Annotated in this window: 20 protein-coding genes and 4 pseudogenes; 7 read left to right on the forward strand and 17 right to left on the reverse strand. The window is 43.7% G+C overall.

The window, feature by feature from the left end:
* Positions 1-326 precede the first annotated feature (326 nt).
* The 4 genes and pseudogenes from EOS98_RS09840 to EOS98_RS09860 form a co-directional block, all read right to left on the reverse strand.
* Complete coding sequence (locus EOS98_RS09840) at positions 327-941, reverse strand: disulfide bond formation protein B (protein WP_126524017.1); 615 nt, start codon at positions 939-941, stop codon at positions 327-329.
* Positions 942-950: 9 nt separating this feature from the next.
* Entirely contained in the window at positions 951-1109 is a 159-nt protein-coding gene (locus tag EOS98_RS09845) for a DUF5993 family protein (protein WP_000480735.1), read from the reverse strand.
* Positions 1110-1241: 132 nt separating this feature from the next.
* Entirely contained in the window at positions 1242-2156 is a 915-nt protein-coding gene (locus EOS98_RS09850) for a DMT family transporter (RefSeq protein WP_001233453.1), read from the reverse strand.
* Positions 2157-3411: 1255 nt separating this feature from the next.
* Positions 3412-3879 (reverse strand): annotated as a pseudogene (locus EOS98_RS09860) (tyrosine-type recombinase/integrase); the annotation flags it as partial.
* 69 nt (positions 3880-3948) lie between these two features.
* On the opposite strand from EOS98_RS09860, the pseudogene EOS98_RS09865 reads away from it, so the two are divergent.
* Positions 3949-5157 (forward strand): annotated as a pseudogene (locus EOS98_RS09865) (IS256 family transposase).
* A gap of 145 nt (positions 5158-5302) precedes the next feature.
* On the opposite strand, the gene EOS98_RS09870 reads toward EOS98_RS09865, so the two are convergent.
* Both EOS98_RS09870 and EOS98_RS09875 read right to left on the reverse strand, forming a co-directional pair.
* Positions 5303-5443 (reverse strand): hypothetical protein, encoded by a 141-nt coding sequence (locus tag EOS98_RS09870; protein WP_001576018.1) that lies wholly within the window; start codon positions 5441-5443, stop codon positions 5303-5305.
* 168 nt (positions 5444-5611) lie between these two features.
* Complete coding sequence (locus EOS98_RS09875) at positions 5612-5878, reverse strand: hypothetical protein (RefSeq protein ID WP_077248438.1); 267 nt, start codon at positions 5876-5878, stop codon at positions 5612-5614.
* 369 nt (positions 5879-6247) lie between these two features.
* On the opposite strand from EOS98_RS09875, the gene EOS98_RS09885 reads away from it, so the two are divergent.
* Positions 6248-6667: a GNAT family N-acetyltransferase gene (locus EOS98_RS09885; protein WP_000354410.1), complete on the forward strand. Its 420-nt coding sequence runs from the start codon at positions 6248-6250 to the stop codon at positions 6665-6667.
* Positions 6668-6902: 235 nt separating this feature from the next.
* Here EOS98_RS09885 and EOS98_RS09890 read toward each other — a convergent pair whose 3' ends face one another.
* The gene (locus tag EOS98_RS09890; protein WP_072274730.1) at positions 6903-7061 is read right to left on the reverse strand and encodes a lipopolysaccharide 1,2-N-acetylglucosaminetransferase; all 159 of its coding nucleotides are present in this window, start codon (positions 7059-7061) and stop codon (positions 6903-6905) included.
* Between the two features lie 140 nt (positions 7062-7201).
* On the opposite strand from EOS98_RS09890, the gene EOS98_RS25105 reads away from it, so the two are divergent.
* A complete protein-coding gene (locus tag EOS98_RS25105; protein ID WP_371326678.1) occupies positions 7202-7339 on the forward strand; it encodes a glycosyltransferase in 138 nt (45 codons plus the stop codon).
* Here EOS98_RS25105 and EOS98_RS09900 read toward each other — a convergent pair.
* The 7 genes and pseudogenes from EOS98_RS09900 to EOS98_RS09940 form a co-directional block, all read right to left on the reverse strand.
* Positions 7337-7993 (reverse strand): annotated as a pseudogene (locus EOS98_RS09900) (UDP-glucose--(glucosyl)LPS alpha-1,2-glucosyltransferase); the annotation flags it as partial. The gene EOS98_RS25105 and the pseudogene EOS98_RS09900 overlap by 3 nt on opposite strands.
* An 889-nt stretch (positions 7994-8882) precedes the next feature.
* A pseudogene (locus EOS98_RS09910) lies at positions 8883-9621 on the reverse strand (tyrosine-type recombinase/integrase); the annotation flags it as partial.
* A gap of 118 nt (positions 9622-9739) precedes the next feature.
* The gene (locus tag EOS98_RS09915) at positions 9740-10753 is read right to left on the reverse strand and encodes an acyltransferase family protein (protein WP_071991613.1); all 1014 of its coding nucleotides are present in this window, start codon (positions 10751-10753) and stop codon (positions 9740-9742) included.
* Positions 10754-11449: 696 nt separating this feature from the next.
* The gene (locus tag EOS98_RS09920; RefSeq protein ID WP_024798203.1) at positions 11450-11653 is read right to left on the reverse strand and encodes a FimD/PapC N-terminal domain-containing protein; all 204 of its coding nucleotides are present in this window, start codon (positions 11651-11653) and stop codon (positions 11450-11452) included.
* 183 nt (positions 11654-11836) lie between these two features.
* Entirely contained in the window at positions 11837-12082 is a 246-nt protein-coding gene (locus tag EOS98_RS09925; RefSeq protein ID WP_001051755.1) for a hypothetical protein, read from the reverse strand.
* 1628 nt (positions 12083-13710) lie between these two features.
* A complete protein-coding gene (locus EOS98_RS09935; protein ID WP_063809171.1) occupies positions 13711-14187 on the reverse strand; it encodes a hypothetical protein in 477 nt (158 codons plus the stop codon).
* A gap of 328 nt (positions 14188-14515) precedes the next feature.
* On the reverse strand, positions 14516-14911 hold the full coding sequence (locus EOS98_RS09940) for a DUF1398 domain-containing protein (protein ID WP_063809172.1): 396 nt from the start codon (positions 14909-14911) through the stop codon (positions 14516-14518).
* Positions 14912-15594: 683 nt separating this feature from the next.
* Between EOS98_RS09940 and sopE2 the strand changes: the two genes are divergently transcribed.
* The 4 genes from sopE2 to pphA all read left to right on the forward strand — a co-directional run bounded on the left by sopE2 (position 15595) and on the right by pphA (position 17640).
* The gene (gene sopE2, locus EOS98_RS09945) at positions 15595-16317 is read left to right on the forward strand and encodes an SPI-1 type III secretion system guanine nucleotide exchange factor SopE2 (protein ID WP_126524018.1); all 723 of its coding nucleotides are present in this window, start codon (positions 15595-15597) and stop codon (positions 16315-16317) included.
* 284 nt (positions 16318-16601) lie between these two features.
* Positions 16602-16766, forward strand: coding sequence for a hypothetical protein (locus EOS98_RS09950; RefSeq protein ID WP_001134853.1), 165 nt, complete (start codon positions 16602-16604; stop codon positions 16764-16766).
* On the forward strand, positions 16757-16972 hold the full coding sequence (locus tag EOS98_RS25045; protein WP_024132346.1) for a hypothetical protein: 216 nt from the start codon (positions 16757-16759) through the stop codon (positions 16970-16972). Before EOS98_RS09950 ends, EOS98_RS25045 begins: the two co-directional genes overlap by 10 nt.
* A gap of 17 nt (positions 16973-16989) precedes the next feature.
* Positions 16990-17640 carry a protein-serine/threonine phosphatase gene (gene pphA, locus EOS98_RS09955; RefSeq protein ID WP_023226864.1) on the forward strand — a complete coding sequence of 217 codons (651 nt, stop codon included), beginning with the start codon at positions 16990-16992 and terminating at the stop codon, positions 17638-17640.
* A gap of 18 nt (positions 17641-17658) precedes the next feature.
* On the opposite strand, the gene EOS98_RS09960 is transcribed toward pphA, so the two are convergent.
* The 3 genes from EOS98_RS09960 to rsmF form a co-directional block, all read right to left on the reverse strand.
* Complete coding sequence (locus EOS98_RS09960; RefSeq protein ID WP_000457838.1) at positions 17659-17850, reverse strand: YebW family protein; 192 nt, start codon at positions 17848-17850, stop codon at positions 17659-17661.
* A gap of 110 nt (positions 17851-17960) precedes the next feature.
* Entirely contained in the window at positions 17961-18197 is a 237-nt protein-coding gene (locus EOS98_RS09965) for a YebV family protein (protein WP_024131167.1), read from the reverse strand.
* A gap of 117 nt (positions 18198-18314) precedes the next feature.
* On the reverse strand, positions 18315-19754 hold the full coding sequence (gene rsmF / locus EOS98_RS09970; RefSeq protein ID WP_126524019.1) for a 16S rRNA (cytosine(1407)-C(5))-methyltransferase RsmF: 1440 nt from the start codon (positions 19752-19754) through the stop codon (positions 18315-18317).
* Positions 19755-19766: the final 12 nt, after the last annotated feature.

A 19766-nucleotide genomic window follows, 5' to 3' on the forward strand; every position in this document is an offset into this window, starting at 1 on the left:
TCTTTATATCTTGCTTCATTTTATGTATTTGCTGCTGAAGCACATGACCCTGATGCCAGTCAGTCCTGATTCTGTTATGCACAGCCTTTTTCATCAGATGACAGTAACTGGTTGTTGCGTGATTCAATGGTCTGCGAGTCTGGTCAACATGCTTTTAGTTAGTTAAATGTGATTCTACTAATTCGTAATGCGAAGGTTATAAGTTTGATTCCTATTATTGCACCATTTCAACGTTACTGAAACTTCCGTGTTAGCCCATAACCATTCCAGTTTCTACAAGACAGGTGCTTGCTATATATTTACCAATCAGTCATTTTAAAAGTGCGTCATAACCGGAGAACTGTCCTCGTCAGGAGGCCTGTTTTCAGAAAGGCAATATCCTGCTTCGACAGTAGCTTATATGTGACCGGGTTAGCAGCACATTCCCCTCTGCCACATTCCAGTACAGTTGAAATAAGGTTGGCAGTAATCAGTAATAGAAATACCCAACCGACAATACTGAACAGGTTCGGATTAATATTCAATGAACGAAATGCAGCATTCATGCTACTGATTGCCAGAACTACCGCAACAGCAATAATAATGAGAATTGACGTAATCAGAGTCCAGGTATAAAAGTGTAATCCAAAAAATGCAGAACCATATCCTGTGTCACCGGGCATGATATGCAAACATATTTGCCGGGATGCCATAACTCCGGTCAGGATACTGCCAATAATTACCATCCCGTAATGTATACCTCGTAGACCAAAGCAGAGGTTAAATAAAAAGCCAAAACCGGCGATGATGAGGCCAGCCCGCTGTAATAAGCAAATTGGACAAGGCAGCTCATGCCTAACGAGTTGATAATAAAAGGCTACAACCAGAGCAACGCATATCCCAAGGAGTCCCATCTGATTAATCAGATGAACAAATGTTGTTGGATGATGATGCGTTTTCATACACACTCCTTAAAATGACAAAGTCAGCGAATTGGTCATATGATGGATGAATGATAAAATAGTGACGATGAGTAAAACGGCCCACAGAATGTAGCTGACTTTATCCTTTCTGTTTATGGCTCCCATTGCCACGCTCAGTGCAAGCAAGAATGGCAGAAACATGAACATAAAAAACTCCTTTATTACATTGCTTGTTAATATAATCGCTGTGTATTACCGGGTCTGTATTCCAGCTTATCCACCCCGCATTAGCTGGAGCTCAGTAAGGCATCAGGAATTATTTGCGTTATTATAAATCGATTATTTCTGTGATGAATTATCCCGGCATCTGCTGGTTACAGGGATATTTCTGGCGACAAGAGTAAGAAATATCCCGATAGCTAATGGTATAATAAGCAGCATTGAGTGTGTTGAAATAGCATATCCATAAATATAGTCTTCCAGACTTACCGCAATCAGCGGAAAGATAAGAAATACAAGCGAAGCCTGGAAGGCATTAGCCTTTTGCTGAAGCGCAAAGTAGCACAGGATACCAAAAACTCCGGCAAAAGCCCCGAGATACAGGGTAGCTAATATTGAGTGTACTGAGAAGGTTGATACTTGTGGTCTTTCAAAAAACCATCCTGTCGCAGAAAGTATCAACCCAGCTAAAAGGCACGGGAGCGCATTAAATGTGATAACAGAGACAGTACAACTTCTTTTCTTACATTGTGTATATATTATGGCATGGATTAACACAGCAGAAATAAGCGCAGTGATACCCTGCCAGTGACTCTCTGTACTTGTATTCGTTTCTTCAAGAAGTATCCCCGTCAATGCAGTGATTGCGATAGTTAAGCCCGCGATCTGCATTAGTTTCGCTTTTTCATTTAGAAACAAAACCGATGCTATCAAAACGGCCACAGGCATATTCGCAAAGATAATGGCGGCAAGCCCAGAGTTGACATAGGTTTCACCATAAATCATTAGTGAGAAAGGAATAGAAAAATAAAAGATGCAAATCACAAACTGGAATAATCGTTGTCCGGGAGGAAACAACAGTGTTTTTTTTCTTAACCATGCAATGATGATTAAAAAAGGTGCTGCAAACATAAACCTCATTCCGGTTGCAAACACTGGAGGGATAGTTTCAACGGCAATTCGCATAGCCAACCATGTAGTCCCCCAGGTCAGTGAAACTAGCATGAATAATATAGATATCGACACCTTGCGCATAAGATCCTCTCCGTAAAAAAATTAATTTAGCTTTTTAGCTAGAAAAAAGTAGCGTTTTCTTCACTGTGTTTTTTATATGTTTAGATAAAAATTTCTCTATCAGAAGACGCAGTTATGCTGAATGAGAAAAATAAGAAATGACTCAGGCTGTTACCACACGATTGTCCACTGCGCCTGCAAGACCTGGCAGCAGTTGTCGATTTAATGTCTATTCTTGCTGGAAGGCATAAAACGCCTTGAAGATGAAGAGCTCATCATTAGTCGGGTTCCCTTGTTGAGCCAGGACAAGTTTAACTTATCGCTTTCAACCCTTACGATGATAAATGATCTTATCCACCCATAATGGACATACGGCTAAATGAGTAAATTCTCAAGTAAGAGGCAGGATCTGTATCAACCAGTAAGAAGCCCCGGAAACAGCACCGGCGGAATTCCGTCAGGAAGCTCTGAAACTCGCTGAATGTACGTTGCCCGCGAACGATTGTTAATCAGCACCATAGCAAGAATAATTGTTTGTTTCACAAGGAGATAGAAAAAAACTATAGCTTTGCGCCGGGGCGGAGGCAGGAGGAGATAACTCGTTGTAATAGAATGTTTTTATATGGCGACCTTAAGAGAAATGCTTTCGCCTCGGTATACCACCCGCTATGAAGACCTGCTTCAGGTTAAGTGGCAGGTTTATCCAGATTTTCACATTCCTGATATGATGGAACCGCAGCCACATCGTATGCAAGAACGGGCTGCGGCAAGCTGGCGATCGTTCGATAGTGCGAGTATTGAATGGTTGCCAGTTGCGGCGGATTTTACTTGTTCAGGATGACTAACCAATGTGTTTAATCTGAAACCAGGCATCTGTTCAACTTTTCGCGATCGCTTTTGTTGGCATCACTATTAAGCCTTCGTCTACATGGGTATTTGGCATCGGGAGTCCCCCAATGGAAGAGGGGAGTGATGTATTGGGCAGTGAGTTTGTTTGGTCGGGGGATTTATACGCAAAATGGCCCGAAATACGTCCGAATTAAAACGTAAAAAGTGATAACTAATTGAATCTATTAGAATCAAAAATAACGTGTTCTAATCGTTAAAATCACCTAATTAATATGTAACATTATGAATTTAAAGAGAAAGATCAATTGTTGCCGTAAACAGGAATCGTATTCGGTCTCTTTTTGTTTTTCTTATAAATCAGTTGCTTATGATCAATAATCCGAAATTTCCGAAATTTTCCAGAATTTCTGTATTCCGGGCTTTTTCGTTATATCAGATCCAAATCCAGTTTAACATTTCTTTTACAGCAAAATAAGAACATCACGTAAGCTTTATTATCGCGTTCATCGAGATAGAGTTTCGTGGTGTTCTCGGAAGTATGTCCCAGGAGTTTCTGAGCAAACCCTTCCCCGTAAGCATCTTTATACAGTCGTCCGGATAAGCTGCGGATCTCGTGAAACGGCGGAGGGTTTTCACTGAAATTTATTCCGGTCAATTTTCGTGCCGCAACAAATTTTTTAGTCAGGCTGTCAGGATGAATACTCCCGTTCGGGCGGTTTTTGCGTATGCCAGCGCTGATAAGGTATTCGCTACGGCTTACCAGGCGGCAACGATCAATCACCGTACTGAGGCGTAAACCCATGGAAGGAAAGTTGAGCGAAAGTGGCAGAGCGATTTTCATCCCGGTCTTGATTGGCTTAACGTACAGTCGCTCATCAATAATGTGACTGAACTGAGACTGTAATTAAAATTGTGTAATTGCCTGCTTTTGATATGTTCACTCCAGTAACGGAGACAGGCAATTATGGACGAAAAGAAACTCAAATTCCTTGCGGCTGAACTGGCTAAAGGCCTTAAAACCGAAGCCGACCTCAATCCGTTTTCCCGTATGCTGGCGAAATTAACCGTCGAAACGGCGCTCAATGCGTAGCTGACTGACCACCCCGGGCATGAGAAAAATGCGCTCAAAACAGGCTCAAACACCCGCAATGGCTACTCGTCAAAAACGGTGTTATGCGATGACGGCGAGATCGAACTGAACACGCCGCGTGACCGTGAAAACACCTTCGAACCGCAGCTACTTAAGAAGCACCAGACGCGCATTACGCAGATGGACAGCTAAATTTTATCCCTCTACGCCAAAGGCATGACTACCCGCGAAATCGTCGCCACCTTCAAAGAGATGTACGACGCCGATGTGTCACCTTCGCTGATATCTAAAGTCACCGACGCCGTAAAAGAGCAGGTCACTGAGAGGCAAAACCGGCAACTGGATGCGCTGTACCCCATTGTTTATATGGACTGCGTTGTCGTCAAAGTCCGTCAGAATGGCAGCGTAATCAACAAAGCCGTCTTCCTGGCACTGGGTATCAACACCGAAGGCCAGAAAGAGTTACTGGGTATGTGGCTGGCCGAAAATGAATGCGAAAAGTTCTGGCTAAGCGTGCTGACGGAGCTGAAAACCCGGGGCATTCAGGACATCCTGATTGCCTGTGTGGATGGTCTGAAGGGCTTCCCGGATGCGATAAATAGCGTCTTCCCGCAAACCCATATTCAGCTGTGCAGTATCCATATGATGCGTAACAGCCTGAAATACGTAGCCTGGAAAGACTACAAAGCCGTCACCAGCGGCCTGAAGACGGTCTATCAGGCCCCGACCGAAGAGGCGACACTGATGGCGATGTATGCGTTCGCGAAAGTCCGGGACGATAAATATCCGCAAATCAGCAAAAGCTGGCGTGCGCACCGGGAAAACCTCAATACGCTCTTCAGTTATCCGCCGGATATCCGCAAGGCCATCTACACGACAAACGCAATCGAATCCTTGAACAGCGTGATCCGTGCCGCGATTAAGAAACGCAAGGTGTTCCCAACGGATGACTCAGTACGAAAAGTTATTTATCTGGCAATCAAGGATGCGTCAAAAAAATGGAGTATGCCGATCCAGAACTGGCGGCTGGCGATGAGCCGTTTTATTATCGAGTTCGGTGACCGCCTGAGCGATCACCTTTAATAACTGGGCAGTTACACAGAATTACTGACAGGCTCATTCTTTTGTGTTGCGCATCTCTGTTTCTATTGTTTTAGATAGCCATAAGAGCTCTGTTGCTGAGAGTTTTAGTCGTGGGGTTCTTTCTTCTGTACCGGGTGGTCGCATTTCAAAACTGCAGGAACATCTGCTGAATACTGTATACTCCTGTATTTTGCATGTTGTTGAGATCAGTGTGCAATTCCTCGGTACTGGCTTGTTCTGTATAGGTCTGGAGATTTCTGGGTAGTGTCCTTGTGGACCTGAACATATGTTTTTGATTGAAAATGGCATCGTGTTTTATCCTTTACGCTGTGAAATGTTGTTTTGTGCTCTTCTGTTGTGATTGGTGATGTGACGGGATCGTCCATGCACCCTTCCTTTTATTGACGGCGTATCAGTCCATTGATGCCATGCTCGCTTAATTTGTCCAGCATCATCAAGCCGTCGTTTTCTTTCTGCTGCAATTCAAGCAACTTAAACCGTATTTCGTTAAGTAAAGGTTTAATAACTCCGCGCTTGCGAACCACCTTTCTGATAACGTCTTTTTCGAAGTATAAACGGCAGAAGTGATTTTCATAATTCGCCTACACTCTTCACCCAGCGCTGGCAAATCTTCAACGCTGAAAGGCTGGGGAGAAGGGCGTCCAGTTGCTGAACGGAGAGCGTACCAAACGCCCTGATTCCACGCGTTATCAAACTTCATACCGTGGTCATCATCCAGACAAGGCGCTTGAGGTTGCACATATCTTTTGGGGAAAGAGGTTCGGCGGTGGATACTGGATATCCTGGATCGGGAAGTGGGTTCCACTGGTGCCAAATACAGTGGGCTGGTAAACCGGGTGGATACCTCAAATCCTGACAGGCCAGAGTATCAGCCTGATAAAATCGTATTACTGATTTCTAACCAGTGGCACGTTAATTGTACCAGCTCAGACTCCAACTGACAGTTTGCTTTAAGCGAGTAGCGGACGTGGCCTGCCCCCAGGAGTAAAAACAAACTTTCTATTGATACATTTAATTAACTTATTTATAATGTTATATTCCAAATACAAACTTGTTCAATTGGGCATGTATGGACATTCAAATCACACATCAAGTTACTGAATTTGATAAAGAAGAACTATTAACCGGATTAAGAAGCTACAATGCTCAGTTCGTCGATTTTAGTAAAAATGGGCAGCTTGGGGTCTACTGCAGAAACGAAAGCGGCGAAATGGTAGGCGGATTAATTGCTGACAGAAAAGGTCCGTGGCTCTGCATCGACTATCTTTGGGTAAGTGAATCTGCAAGGAGCAACGGTCTGGGTAGTAAACTTATGGAGATGGCCGAAAAAGAAGGTTTGCGGAAAGGCTGTGTTCATGGACTTGTAGATACCTTTAGCTTCCAGGCTCTCCCTTTTTATGAAAAACAGGGTTATATACTTCAAATGTCGCTACCGGACTTTCCTAAAGTAGGTTCGCAAAGGCATTATTTAATTAAGCCCGGTTTATAGCTTTGCTGCATTTGAATACCCATAGCTTTATGAAAGCTGCAATCAGGTAGCTTTAAAATATATCGTATTGTTGGCCTGTACACACCATGTTCAGCGTCCGCTTCTGGCACAGGGCGGACAGTCAGATTAGGTTTGGCGCTGTGCCATAGATATGTCAGCTCACATTTGAGCTAATACACATTAATTATCTAAACCAGTTATTAACCACTTCCTCAAACCGCTGGGTTACTTTTTCTCACGGGAATTTATCTTCCACACAACGTTGTCCATGTAAGGTAATATTGTTTAAATCAGGGGATGCCAGCGCTTTATTAATGTCCCTGGCAATGGTCTCCGGGGTCATTGGCTCCTGCAAATGGAAGCCGGTATCCCCCTCTTTTACGAACTCAGTCATCCCGCCGCGTGTACTGACCAGTACACAACGATATAGAGTTAGTTGTCGTTGGTAACTATATGAGTAAAAGTAAAGGTGAAAAAGCAACCTATCAGCGTGAGGTGCGGTAATTAGCAGAACGGCTAAAACCACACTGTCATATGGTTGGAGGTGTAACGCCTGAAGAGATATACAACTACTATTCGTTAGCAGATCTGGTTGTTATTCCCTTTCAATTCCAGGAACCGTTCTGCATGGTTGCAATTGAAGCAATGGGGGCAGGAAAGCCTGTACCCTAAGGAGTTGTTCGAACGCCTGTAAAAGCAAAGTCACTCCCTTATCCGGTGATATACGGCCTGCAAAGAAAATCGTTTTTCTCCGGAGTTATTCCCAGGTCAGACTTTTGCAGTGGTACAGCGTTTTTCTGATAGGCCTCCAGGTCAATACCATTAGGGACGATAGCGATATCAGCATCCGGCAGGTACGCCTGATAATGCTTCTTCAAAATCATGCTGGGGACGATCGTTTTAACGTTTTGATCTAACCCATCAGGTTCGAAAGCATTATGCATATGCATAACCATTTTTGCCTTTGGGGCTCTTTTGCGGATCTGGCGGTACAGCTTTATGCTGTTATGAACGATGATTACACTATCATCGGTAACGTTAAAGTCTTTTGCAATATTCAGAATGCGCTGTGAGTAGGGGAGCGGGTCAAGGCGAGTCCACTTCTGAAAGAGGCGCTTATAGAGTCCGCTGAAACCTATGCGATGAACAGAACAATGGTCATTTACCTTTAAAAAATCGCTATAACCTTCATTCTTAATACAAGCGATTCTGTTTGGTAGTTTTTGTTCGCCGTGCAACTTGGTACATCCATATCTCTACTGCGGCTGCACCACGCGGTGGTATGGAGAAAATTGGTGTAACCGTAAGCACTAATTTATCGATCATTGTAACTCCGTAAATCTTGTTGAGTTTTTACTCAACGAGGCGACTGCGCCTGACGCTTCGCATTAACATTGCAGATAATTCTTATTTCATACGTAACAGATAAAAAACATGAACCAACTCACAACTTCGTTAGCTATTAATATTCTTGCTATGTATTTATTGGGGTATGCGAACCTTTCGACTTTTACACTGATGATGGCCGCAGCGATGTGCTCAATGAACTAGCTGGTTTGCAGTACCTCACTACTTGGCGGTAGGATGACGGTGGTTAGTTCGAAGAAGTAGCGGAAAACTCAATAGAATACAAGCAATAAAGTGGATTCTTGCAGTGTCCCGGTATAATGATAGCTACCTGAATCATTGGTATATTTAACAGCAGACCCTCGCTTTTTCGCTTAAAATCTGTTTTTTGTCACAAGCGGCAAGTGTTTAACATTTTCTCAGATTATAGATTAGCGTGCTAGCTAAAGATGTCGAGTGTGGGATGTGACATCTGGTGAACTTATAAAACTCCATAGCTAGTTAAGAACGAAATCGTTATTCGTTAAAAAAACGTTATTATTCATGCGGTCAGGAGAGCTAATAATAAGAGGAAAACTTGCCCGAAATCTGCCCGAATTAAAACGGAAAAAGTGATAACTAATTGAATCTATTAGAACGCAACGGAACGTATTTCAGACGATAAAATAGTGGTTTTTTGTTTAACTATATGAATTTAAAATGAATTTTTATTTTTAGCGAGAACAGGAATCGAATTCGGTCTCTTTTTATTTCCATTGTAAATCAATGGGTTATGTGTTTCCCTTCGAAATTTCCTCAAATTTCTGTATTCCGGTCTTTTTGGTTAGATCACATCCAAATCCGGGTTAACATTTCTTTTACAGTAAAATCAGAGCATCACGTAAGCTTTATTATTGCGTTCATCGAGATAGGGTTTCGTGGTGTTCTCTGAGGTGTGGCCCAGTAGTTTTTGAGCGAATTCCTCGCCGCGTTCGTCTTTGTACAGCCGACCAGCCAGGCTACGGATCTCGTGAAATGTCGGTGGGTTATCACTGAATTTAACACCTGAAATTTTTCTGGCTTTTACAAATTTCTTTGTGAGCCCATCCGGGTGAATATTCCCGGTCGGGCTATTTTTCCTGATTCCTGCACTGATCATGAAATCGGTTCTGCTTACCAGCCGGCAGCGATCGATAACCGTTCCCGGACGTAACCCTGGCACCTCAAGGGTCAGGGATAGGGGAATAGCTATTTTCATTCCGGTTTTAATTTGAGTTACGTATAAGCGGTTGTCAAAAACATCATTAAATTTCATGTTTACGATATCCTCCCTACGTTGACCTGTAACGAGTGCTAAATCCATCGCGAGAGGGAACCATGAGGGCATATGCTCGTGTAGCATTATAAACCTCTATTCGCAAGCGCTCCCTTGCAACTTCAATTTTTGGTACCTTGGCTTTTTCAACCGGATTCAGTGTTATTCTTCCTTCTACAACAGCTTCACAAAACATGTCAGATAGTACAGACCTCGTCGCCCCCGCCATCGTGTTTTTACCTTCCGCGATCCATAGCTCAAGAAATTCTGCAACATGACGCGTGCTTACTTCTGCCAGAATCATTTCTCCTAATCCGGGCAGTCCGTTTACGGGCCGTAAGTAACGAAGCTTAATGTAAATGTTAGATCGTATGCGCCTGTTAGGGGCTGCGGGTAAGATAGCCTTACAGACGCATCTGAAAAACCTCCGGCTATGCCGGAGAATATTTATTTACAAAAATCTTACTTCTTATCTTCCTTACTAAGGATACAAGAACTAATGGGAAAACTATACCGAATGAAAGATATGTTATTGTTTCAATGATTGACCCATTAGATGGGCCGTCAATGCGATGAAGATCATCAATTTGCTTGAGCCCTACAATGGTTAATAGAAGAGTTGCTATCTTGAAAAAGAAGAAGTGCATAGCGAGGATGTGTACTGTATTCTCGCCTATTGTTGTGAAAAATCTAACGAGTATGTTAGATTTTATGTGGTAAGAAATACCAATTACGAGAGAAATGCTAATAAGCGATAAAAAGATAAAGCAATACGGATCAATGCTTCCGTATAAATACATAGTTGGCCGTATTACAATGTAACTAAGGACTATGACGATTAGCGCTGGCAGCATAGCATTTATGCTGCTCAAGGATTTGAATCCAAATTTTTTAAATACATAGCCTATGTAGAAAAACGGCAAATAGACGAAGTATTGTGCGTTTGGAATGTGAGTGTTTATGTAGGGATTGTTAGCAATTGCATTGCTTTTTACAATCCACCAACCAATGAAGAATAAAATTAAAACTGAAGATCCAATTAGCAGTTTATTTTCTTTAACCACTCTATTTAGCCAATAAAAAACAAACTGCATTAAAATCAATACTGGTATGAACCACATTGCACCTGCCAGTGCTTCAGATGGTATTGTTATAGACCGTATAAATGCTGTGACATAATCAGTAGGTGAGTAATAAATGTAATTTGTAGGTTGTAACCCAAACTCAGTAAGTAAATTATGCGCCGATATGATTATCGCAGAATAAATAAGGTACTGACAAATAAGCTTTGATCTGCTTTTTAAAAATTTACTAAATCTGTCAGCATACTTGTCGTAATGAAAGAAATAACCCGATAGCAGAAAAAATCCGGCAACTTGATAGTAATAGAATACCTCCCCAAATGGGAAATTTGCAATGTGTCCAGCAACAACAGACAGCATCATAATTCCCTTGGCTATATCAAGACTTCTGTCTCTGTTGCTTCTTACAGATGGAGTTTGCAATAATTCTGGCGTTAGATTGTGCATGTCGTACAAAAAGTGAATTAATCAGTGCGAGAAATTTAACATATTACACTGGAAAAGAAAAACAACTTACCACTTGTGAGCAAAACCATCGCGCCAGAAAATTTACAAACATAAAAACCGTCTCTGCATTACAAACTTAGGAACGAGGGGGCTAAGGAGAACCCAGCATATGCAAGCGACAGCCAGAGATTCAAAATTGACGAGATCTGCAGGGTCAATTGCAGTACATGCTTGGCTGAGACTATGAATGGCTATGCCATTTTCCAGCCAGATCTTTCGCGTGCAGCTTCAGATGCCAATACCAGTGGAATGTAGACCACAGGTTCGTCATCAGGTTATAGCTCAGCAGGGCGGCTGTAACACCATCACTCCAGCGGGCCAGGATACTCAAGCCAGATTCTGGTATTCTATCCAGACTTGGGGCAGAGTGACTAACAGAGATTGGTTATCCGGGCTGTATGTTACTTTACCATGCGTAGTGTTCAGTTTCAGACACTGCCGGACGGGCCCGAGTAGTCGGCGGTTCTCCTCTTTTAACCCGAGCATGTCTGCCAGTGCAGAGATGATGCAGAACCGTGAGTGCTCGTCGCTAATCTCCACCACACTGACGTTTTATTGATTGTGAATGAGTCTGTCATTCACGTAAATATCAAGCAGGTAATTCCCTGGCGCAATATAGCCATCCCGGCTGAAGGCGGATAAATCCACACTGAGGTGGTCACTGTTTTTAAGAGAATCGGCGCTGAACTCCGTCGTCTCTACTGGCAACAACAGTATATTCAGAGTAATTAGCAGTGTAGGCCGATTCAGTTTCATGGTATAAGCCGCTATCCGTGTTGCCTGAATAAATGAAAATCCGCCGCTGCTGATTTAAACCGTTCCGTGAAATAACAGCGCATCACTGAAGAAATAAACAATTCTGGCGTCCGGACATACCAGATAAATGGACAGCGAAACTGTTTATTAATATCTGAAATAAATATCGGCTTGTGGGCCGTATCAGAAGTGTTTCTGATTATAGATGACTGTGGTGCCGACAGTGCCTTGGGAGATTGATCCTCCAGCGGTTATCATACGTGCAAAGAAATTCAGCTTATTAGTCGCCGAATAGGTATCCAGCGTAATATCACCTGCTGTAGGTGCCTTGCTCAGGTCCACAGGATTAACGCCATCACCTGTCAGAAGCTGAATAGCCACATTGGTAACAGAATTGCTTGCAGTATTTGCTATTTCTCCTTTAGCCAAATGACCGTCCAGTGGGGGCAGAACACTCGGGAATGTCATGGCCACTGTTGAATAGTGGCGGCACCCGCGCCCGAAGTACTTCCGAGGCCCTCAAATAAATACCCGGTAAGATTGATAATAACTGAAACCGAACTCGAAGACTTGCCTGCTGCTGAGACCCTGGTCTACTTTGATGCTCTCGCTGTCCGGCACAATGCTGCCCGACGCATCAATGGCTGAGACACTAAAGTCATCGCCCTCCCGCCAGCGTCAGTGGTGGCAATAGCGCCAGCAGTAAAAGTCGACGCGCCATATATCATACCGACAGTCGCTAGGGTAAGCATTATTTTATTACGCATAGATAATGTCATTTGAGCGAATGAGAATTATTGATCACAGGCTGAAGATAGGTCTGAAAATATTAATGAGAGACGTTCATGTAAAGCGGGTATCAATAATAAAAGCCACACCACCAAAGTGTCTGGCCCCCTCCCGGGACGCCGACATTTAATATAATTCATTGATAATAATAGTGAATTTGAATCAAAATAACAAAAAATAGATCGATACGATAAACGTTTATAATTGTGATTTAAGAGTAATCATGAAAGAAGCACTTTTAAAAAAACTAACATGTCGAATGTCTTGTTTGTAAGTGTTTACCATGATTGTGAAATATTTTATAATATTATTGATGAAATGTGTCTTTTATTTTGCGGGAGAGCTCAATATCATGAATGATAATTTCAAGTCTGTGTTCAGACCGAAACGAAAACAGGATGAAATACTGCTACAAAATCAAATGTAAGGTTATTAATTCTAATGTTTTAAACTGTCCTGGCTCAAATGCAATAAAGATTCATCGGTGAAGCGGCATATTTCTTTAATTGTGATGGTCATCACGATAGTCGCCATGTACTTCGCAGCACTGAACATAGTATGAAACTACTACAGCTAACACTGCCTACTGGAGTAGTCTGGCTATCAGTCGTGTTGAGCTCTGAAATGTTAAAGATACAACATATGCCGACTCTGGAAGTATTCCTTTGTCTCCGGTTAGACGAAAATTGTTATTGCAGCAGTTGAGAGAATTTCATATCACGGTCTCTTCAGTTGCCGAAAGGATTTATATCTTTTTAGCCAAACAGCGTTATGCTGCTGAAATACTCGACTTGTAGGTTATCACAATAAAGCATTTTTTATGGCGCGAGCAAGTATTTATGGCGATTATTCTTGGTGGAGATGATAGCGCGTCACTGAAATTGATGAGTGCTGGAAAGTGTGTGCTGGGACTGTGGTATCATGGGCAAGGTAAAAGAGCGTACTTACATTTACCGGTATTCCATTCGCTTGGAGAAATACCTTCTCTCTACCATGAAATGATAAAAAAATAATTGCTAAGGGGAGGGCTGGGATGGCGTTTAACTAATTGCCCTTCGCCCTTGGCACTGCTAGAGGTACTCAGACAGCCGCTTGTAGGCGGCATGGTACGGATACAAAAACATATAGCGCTGTTATATAAACTGTAAACTGGGCTGTGCGTATAATACGAATCTTTCACTCAGAGAAACCTGCTGACAGCGTTAGTACTCCATTAATTAATTTTGTACTAAATCTCTGTGGTATGGCACAGACGTTTAGAAGACAGGTCAATTGCGAGCTGCTGGCTGGGATTTCGTCGCGCCGCTCAAAAATGCGCAGAGTTTTTCACCCGCCGTCAATGGCTCAATGGGCGTTTTTCCGAGGGCGGTCTCAGTCATGACGATAGCAGGACCAATAAGCATGGACCATACTTCGCTCGTGTCTTGCTCAAGCGATGTGAAGGCAAGGAACAGTGTTTTATCTGAAGGAAAGCGGTGCTGAGTATTAAAAAGTTTCAGCCAGGCGCGGGACTGCCGGTCGGCCTGTGTTGAGCGCGTGCCGAAGCGGAGTACTCTTTTTAGTATGGCAATACCCACAATGCCTGGCCCCAGAATAAAGGGACTCCCGACGTTTATGGTGACGCCGATCCCGAGAAAAACGAGGGCGAATGACAGCACGTTATCTACTCTTCTGGTAAGAGTACTGTATAGTTTTTCCAGAGAGTACCGGTAAAGAATTTGATAACTGATTTCATCCTTGCTCATACATCTCCAGATGGTTTTTCGATTACGCTCCGGTATGTTCCCGGAATCCTGACAGATTCTGCAATTATGCCACACTTCCTGGAGGGTATTAATTAGATAGAATATAAATAGCAGGCAAATATTTTGAGCTTTTAGTCGATATCGCTTTGAATATCATTTCTCCTGCATCAGGAGATGCTGTTGTCGAGCATCGTGTCAAACGTTGCTGCGCCGGTCGGACTGCACAGGGTAACTCTCGTAGTCAGACTCTCATTATGGTCTCTAAATGGATAATCCGCAGTCGTAACACGCCGAATGTCACGACTGACGCTATTATTACCCTGGCTTGTTAAAGCGGCATGACCACATTTTCTATATATAATAATTGGTTGTCTTTCGACCAGTATTGTCGAGTTTTTTGGTTTAATTCAACAATCCATTTAAAAACGCCTGCTGTTGCCAGATCGGTACAGTATTTTTCATAGGAATGTTCCCCCGAAAAGTGTTTGGCTGAAGTCAATTTTATTAATTGCGTATTTGATGTTGAATTGACTTTAATCAGCTTTCTATTGCTTTTAATAGAAATGAAGTGGCCTGCATGAGTGATAATTTTCACATTACCGGTAGCAACAAAATAGATGTAATAAGCGATATTATTATATTCCAGATCGATTAGAAATGCGTTGAAATTTGCATCCTTTCTGACGCGCTCGAAAAAGTGGTTAAGCATAAGCTGTAATTCCATTTGTTAACCTATTGTAAGTTATAATGTTATATGTTGTGTTAGAGTATTGTTGCTTAAAAGCAGCCATACAAAGATGTTACCTAAAAGCAATAATAATCGTCTGGTATCATATAGTTTACATTATGATTGGAATAGTGTTGCAATTGTTACTGATTATTTCTCGTAGCGCGTTTTTTTGACCACTAATAGATGAGTCAATCCATTTCATTTGTAGTTTTTCTGAACGCCATGAAAAGTCATAATATATAAAAATCAGTTAATTAATTGATATTTAGATAAGGGTTACAGTGGCGGAGAGGTTTGGCATGGCGACTTTATAGGTTTTGAAAAAGCGGCTAACCCGCAGGCAGGATAACTGACAGTCAGTGTTTGAATGGGGGAAAAATCGTAACAACATCAGCATAAATAATAATACTCATGAATGTTTTGTGTGATGTAGCAGCTGAATTGAAGTGATGTTTTACCTGTTCAGGATTGTCCCGATAAAAATGTTCCTCGATAAAAGTCGATCACCTTGCGCCGAAAAAAAACAGGCTAAGTGACAGAAGAACAAAATTCATCAGAAAAATAAAATTTATAAAGATCAATGAGTAAAAATGGTTGTGGAGAAGGTGGCTATTTTTTGAAAGCAAGAAATATAAACAAAGTGTAGCTATGCATAGTTATCTAAAAGGAGAACTACCGTGACTAACATAACGCTATCCACCCAGCACTACAGAATCCATAGAAGTGACGTTGAACCAGTAAAAGAAAAAACAACGGAGAAGGATATTTTTGCAAAAAGTATTACTGCCGTTAGAAATAGCTTTATCAGCCTGTCGACGAGTCTGTCTGATCGCTTTAGCCTACATCTGCAAACAGACATACCGACTAGCCATTTTCATCGTGGGAGCGCTTCTGAGGGTAGGGCAGTATTAACCAGTAAAACTGTTAAAGATTTTATGCTGCAAAAGCTCAATAGCCTGGATATCAAAGGTAATGCGAGTAATGATCCGGCCTATGCTCGTCAGACATGCGAAGCCATATTATCAGCCGTGTACAGTAATAATAAAGATCACTGTTGTAAATTACTCATCAGTAAAGGGGTCAGTATTACCCCCTTTCTGAAAGAGATAGGAGAGGCTGCGCAGAATGCGGGGCTACCCGGGGAGATAAAAAACGGCGTATTTACTCCAGGTGGGGCAGGAGCGAATCCTTTTGTCGTTCCCCTCATTGCTGCAGCGAGCATTAAATATCCGCATATGTTTATAAATCATAATCAGCAGGTGTCTTTTAAAGCGTATGCTGAGAAAATCGTTATGAAAGAGATTACGCCGCTGTTTAATAAGGGGACGATGCCGACGCCACAACAATTTCAGCTAACTATAGAAAATATCGCGAATAAGTATCTTCAGAATGCCTCCTGAAGATAGCAAACACAATACTGCTATTAACCATATGAATTAATAGCAGATTTTCTGAAACTATATATTCATTTTTATGGCGACGCTTTTAACAAAACGTCGTCATCTTTATTTTAATATAAAAATCAAATGGATACCCTTAAAACTTAAAATAATTGTTATTACTCTAAATACCGGCATAACCAGACAGCTTTTTTTGTAACGCAGCGTGTTGTTAAGTCTATGATACCCGCGCACGGATGATGTCTCGATAAGGATTAATGGTCTGTTAACTGTCAGGAGAGGTTATGCCGCCTTTAAAAAAAATTATGCTGCTCCTGTTTGTGGGGGTGATGGTCGCCACGGTAACGACACCTGCATTGGCGCTGGTTTGCCTTGCATCTCACTCAGCTAAAGAGTGTGCTGAAGCCTGTGGTGTCGATATGTGGTTTATGTTTTTGGCATGCTTTTAAGGAGGGAGAATATTGAACGTGAACAGGCGATAGTGAGTAGCTCGCTGCGCCAGGGGATAACACTCCCCTGGCGCAGCCAGTTATATTTTATTGCGATAATAACAAAGTATTTACTCGCTACTGATGAAATTCGCTATTTACAACAGAGCACGTTTACTAAGCAAGAAAATCTGCACACGCTATCCTTTTATATCTGTCCTGGATAATGAACGACAGGAAAAATATGATGCGGCCTGAAGAGATTTATCAGCGAATAGAGGCAAAGAATTGGCGGCATGTCTGGGTGGTCGGCGATATTCACGGCTGTTTTTCAATGTTAATGAAAAGGTTACGTGAGTGTCGATTTGATCCGCAACAAGACTTGTTAGTTTCTGTGGGCGATATCATTGATAGAGGCCCGGACAGCCTGGGTTGCCTGGCTTTACTGCGTGAGTCCTGGATGACGGCGGTTCGCGGCAATCATGAACAAATGGCGCTGGATGCGCGGGCCTCATCGCAGTCGACGCTGTGGTTGATGAATGGTGGCGACTGGTTTACCCGCCTGACGGCTGAACACGCTGCGCAAGCTGAAGCGCTTTTTATCCTTTGTCAGCGACTGCCCTGGATACTGGAAGTTCGCTGCCGCCATAGCACGCATGTGATCGCTCATGCTGATTACCCCGCGTCAACCTATCAATGGCAAAAAAAGGTCGATTTACATCAGGTTCTCTGGAGCCGCGAACGACTCATAAATAAGCGCGGCGGGATTAGTGGTGCCGATCATTTTTGGTTTGGCCATACGCCGTTGCGTCGGCGCATGGATTTCGCCAACGTACACTATATTGATACGGGCGCGGTATTTGGCGGGCAATTGACGTTAGCGCGGATACAATAGCGGTATCAGCGACCAGGGTTAAAAATCGCTATATTGCTGCGCAGGTCGCCAGAAGCCGTCGATAAAATCCTCTACCGGAAAACAGCCGCCATGGCGAATCCGTTGATCGTCCATCGAATAAAGACACTGCTGCTCGGTATCGTAGATGTCCACGACAATATCCTCGCATCCTCCATCCAGGTAACATACAAAAAGTACCAGCGCGAACATTACATCCTCAATGTTAACTACTTTACACGATAGTGTAGGAGAGGTTAGCGCAGGGGGGAAATGAGAAAAGGAAGAATAAATAACCCGCCTGGCGACGGGTTCTTTTTGAGTCAGGCAAGACGCATGACCCAGGCATCAGATTTAGGATCGTAATGATTACGGAACAAAACGGAATGTTCCCCGTTGAGAATGGCGGGAACGCTGGTTTCGGCATCCCAGGCGTCCAGTTGCATACATAAATCCGGATCGGATTTACAGGGGATTGTTAACGTTCGCTCCCCCGGCGATTCGCCATGTAATTCGGCATCGTCGATTTCAAAAGCGCCAATGCGCACACTGGTTTTCATCATCGTGCTCTCCGTTAATACGCTAATTGTGGTACGACCAGTTTAGCCGTCCATTTTTCAGCGTAGTCAACGTACGCAAAAGCGCCAGTCAAAAAGTGCGGTTTTTTTGTGCGCCTTTTAACTATTACCAGTAAAGAGTTTGCCATCACGTACCAGTTCACGCGGGTAACTGTTCTTTATTCTTGAGCCGATACGTTTTGCCAGACCAAGCGGCTGATGCTGGAACGTCACCAGGACATCATCAGCGGCAGGGGGTGTTTGCGGATAAATATCCCGACCGCGATACCACTCCTCCGCCTCTTGCGCAGAGAGTTCGAACGCGTGAGCATGAGTCGGGCAGGCAAGGGCTATCGTCGCCTCATGTTGCCAGCGATAGCCTTTATTATGACTTTCGGCCAGCTTAATGCCGAGCCGGGAAAAACGGACTTTTCCGATCAGTGATTCAATCTCTGCCGGGAACAGCCAGACCTCTTTTTCACGCTGCCAAAGATGGAGATTTTCATCCCATAACAGTCCGACGGCGTTGGCCGCCTGGGTAACGTGTAATGCTTCGCGGCCTTTGAGGGGGGTAAAAGGAAACGCCCCCACTTTATACCCCGGCGCGGGCATGGCTGGAAGGGATGACATTTTACGCAGACGTGCGACGAAGAATCCTTCGCAGTCGTAAATTTGCGGGAAGACGTGCAGGAAGCCTTCCGGGGTGAGGGCGCGGTCAGCGTCAGGAAACAGATCACCCAGCGGCAAAAATTCAACGGCGTCGGCGTAGGTCTCTTGCAGCCAGAGGCAGACCTCTTCGTTTTCCTGGCGATTTAACGTGCAGGTGGAGTAGACCAGCGTGCCGCCGGGTCGTAAAGCATGAAAAGCGCTGTTGAGCAGTTCCCGCTGTGTCGCCGCGATATCCAGATTGCTTTCTGGCGACCAGTTTTTTAGCGCATCAGGATCTTTACGTACTACGCCTTCGCCAGAGCAGGGCGCATCCAGCAGGATAGCGTCAAACATCTCCGGTAACGCAGCGCCAAATACGCGGCCATCGAAATGCGTCAGTGCGGTATTGGCGATTCCACATCGGCTGATATTAGCGTGCAGAACTTTGACGCGACTGGCCGAAAATTCGTTGGCCAGAATGGCGCCGCGGTTCCCCATGCGGGCAGCGATCTGCGTGGTTTTGGAGCCAGGCGCCGCTGCCATATCCATGACCCGCAGCGGATGATTATCATCGGCGAACAGGGCCGCGACCGGCAGCATCGAACTGGCTTCCTGAATGTAAAACAGGCCGCTTAAATGCTCAGCGGTACTGCCAAGCGGCAATGCCTCTTCATCATCGCGCTCGATCCAGAATCCTTCATGACACCACGGAATTGGCGTGAGCGACCAGCCGTAGGGCGCGATTAGGGCAAGGAAATCAGCCACGGATATTTTAAGCGTATTGATGCGTATACTGCGGCGCAACGGGCGTTGGCAGGCCGAAATAAATTCATCAAAAGAGAGCGTGGAAGGCATTGCTTCACGCATTTGCGTCAGAAAAGCGTCAGGAAAATAGACAGCGTGTTGAGCCACAGGTGTATCGCC

It is taken from the genome of Salmonella sp. SSDFZ69 (assembly GCF_004010755.1).
Classification (GTDB): domain Bacteria; phylum Pseudomonadota; class Gammaproteobacteria; order Enterobacterales; family Enterobacteriaceae; genus Salmonella; species Salmonella enterica.

Coding starts and splice junctions, on each gene's coding strand:
- EOS98_RS09840 (WP_126524017.1), bottom strand. CDS start 941: ATGAAAACGCATCATCATCCAACAACATTTGTTCATCTGATTAATCAG.
- EOS98_RS09845 (WP_000480735.1), bottom strand. CDS start 1,109: ATGTTCATGTTTCTGCCATTCTTGCTTGCACTGAGCGTGGCAATGGGA.
- EOS98_RS09850 (WP_001233453.1), bottom strand. CDS start 2,156: ATGCGCAAGGTGTCGATATCTATATTATTCATGCTAGTTTCACTGACC.
- EOS98_RS09870 (WP_001576018.1), bottom strand. CDS start 5,443: ATGTTCAGGTCCACAAGGACACTACCCAGAAATCTCCAGACCTATACA.
- EOS98_RS09875 (WP_077248438.1), bottom strand. CDS start 5,878: ATGAAGTTTGATAACGCGTGGAATCAGGGCGTTTGGTACGCTCTCCGT.
- EOS98_RS09885 (WP_000354410.1), top strand. CDS start 6,248: ATGGACATTCAAATCACACATCAAGTTACTGAATTTGATAAAGAAGAA.
- EOS98_RS09890 (WP_072274730.1), bottom strand. CDS start 7,061: ATGACTGAGTTCGTAAAAGAGGGGGATACCGGCTTCCATTTGCAGGAG.
- EOS98_RS25105 (WP_371326678.1), top strand. CDS start 7,202: ATGGTTGGAGGTGTAACGCCTGAAGAGATATACAACTACTATTCGTTA.
- EOS98_RS09915 (WP_071991613.1), bottom strand. CDS start 10,753: ATGATGCTGTCTGTTGTTGCTGGACACATTGCAAATTTCCCATTTGGG.
- EOS98_RS09920 (WP_024798203.1), bottom strand. CDS start 11,653: ATGAAACTGAATCGGCCTACACTGCTAATTACTCTGAATATACTGTTG.
- EOS98_RS09935 (WP_063809171.1), bottom strand. CDS start 14,187: ATGAGCAAGGATGAAATCAGTTATCAAATTCTTTACCGGTACTCTCTG.
- EOS98_RS09940 (WP_063809172.1), bottom strand. CDS start 14,911: ATGGAATTACAGCTTATGCTTAACCACTTTTTCGAGCGCGTCAGAAAG.
- EOS98_RS09950 (WP_001134853.1), top strand. CDS start 16,602: ATGCCGCCTTTAAAAAAAATTATGCTGCTCCTGTTTGTGGGGGTGATG.
- EOS98_RS25045 (WP_024132346.1), top strand. CDS start 16,757: ATGCTTTTAAGGAGGGAGAATATTGAACGTGAACAGGCGATAGTGAGT.
- pphA (WP_023226864.1), top strand. CDS start 16,990: ATGATGCGGCCTGAAGAGATTTATCAGCGAATAGAGGCAAAGAATTGG.
- EOS98_RS09960 (WP_000457838.1), bottom strand. CDS start 17,850: ATGTTCGCGCTGGTACTTTTTGTATGTTACCTGGATGGAGGATGCGAG.
- EOS98_RS09965 (WP_024131167.1), bottom strand. CDS start 18,197: ATGAAAACCAGTGTGCGCATTGGCGCTTTTGAAATCGACGATGCCGAA.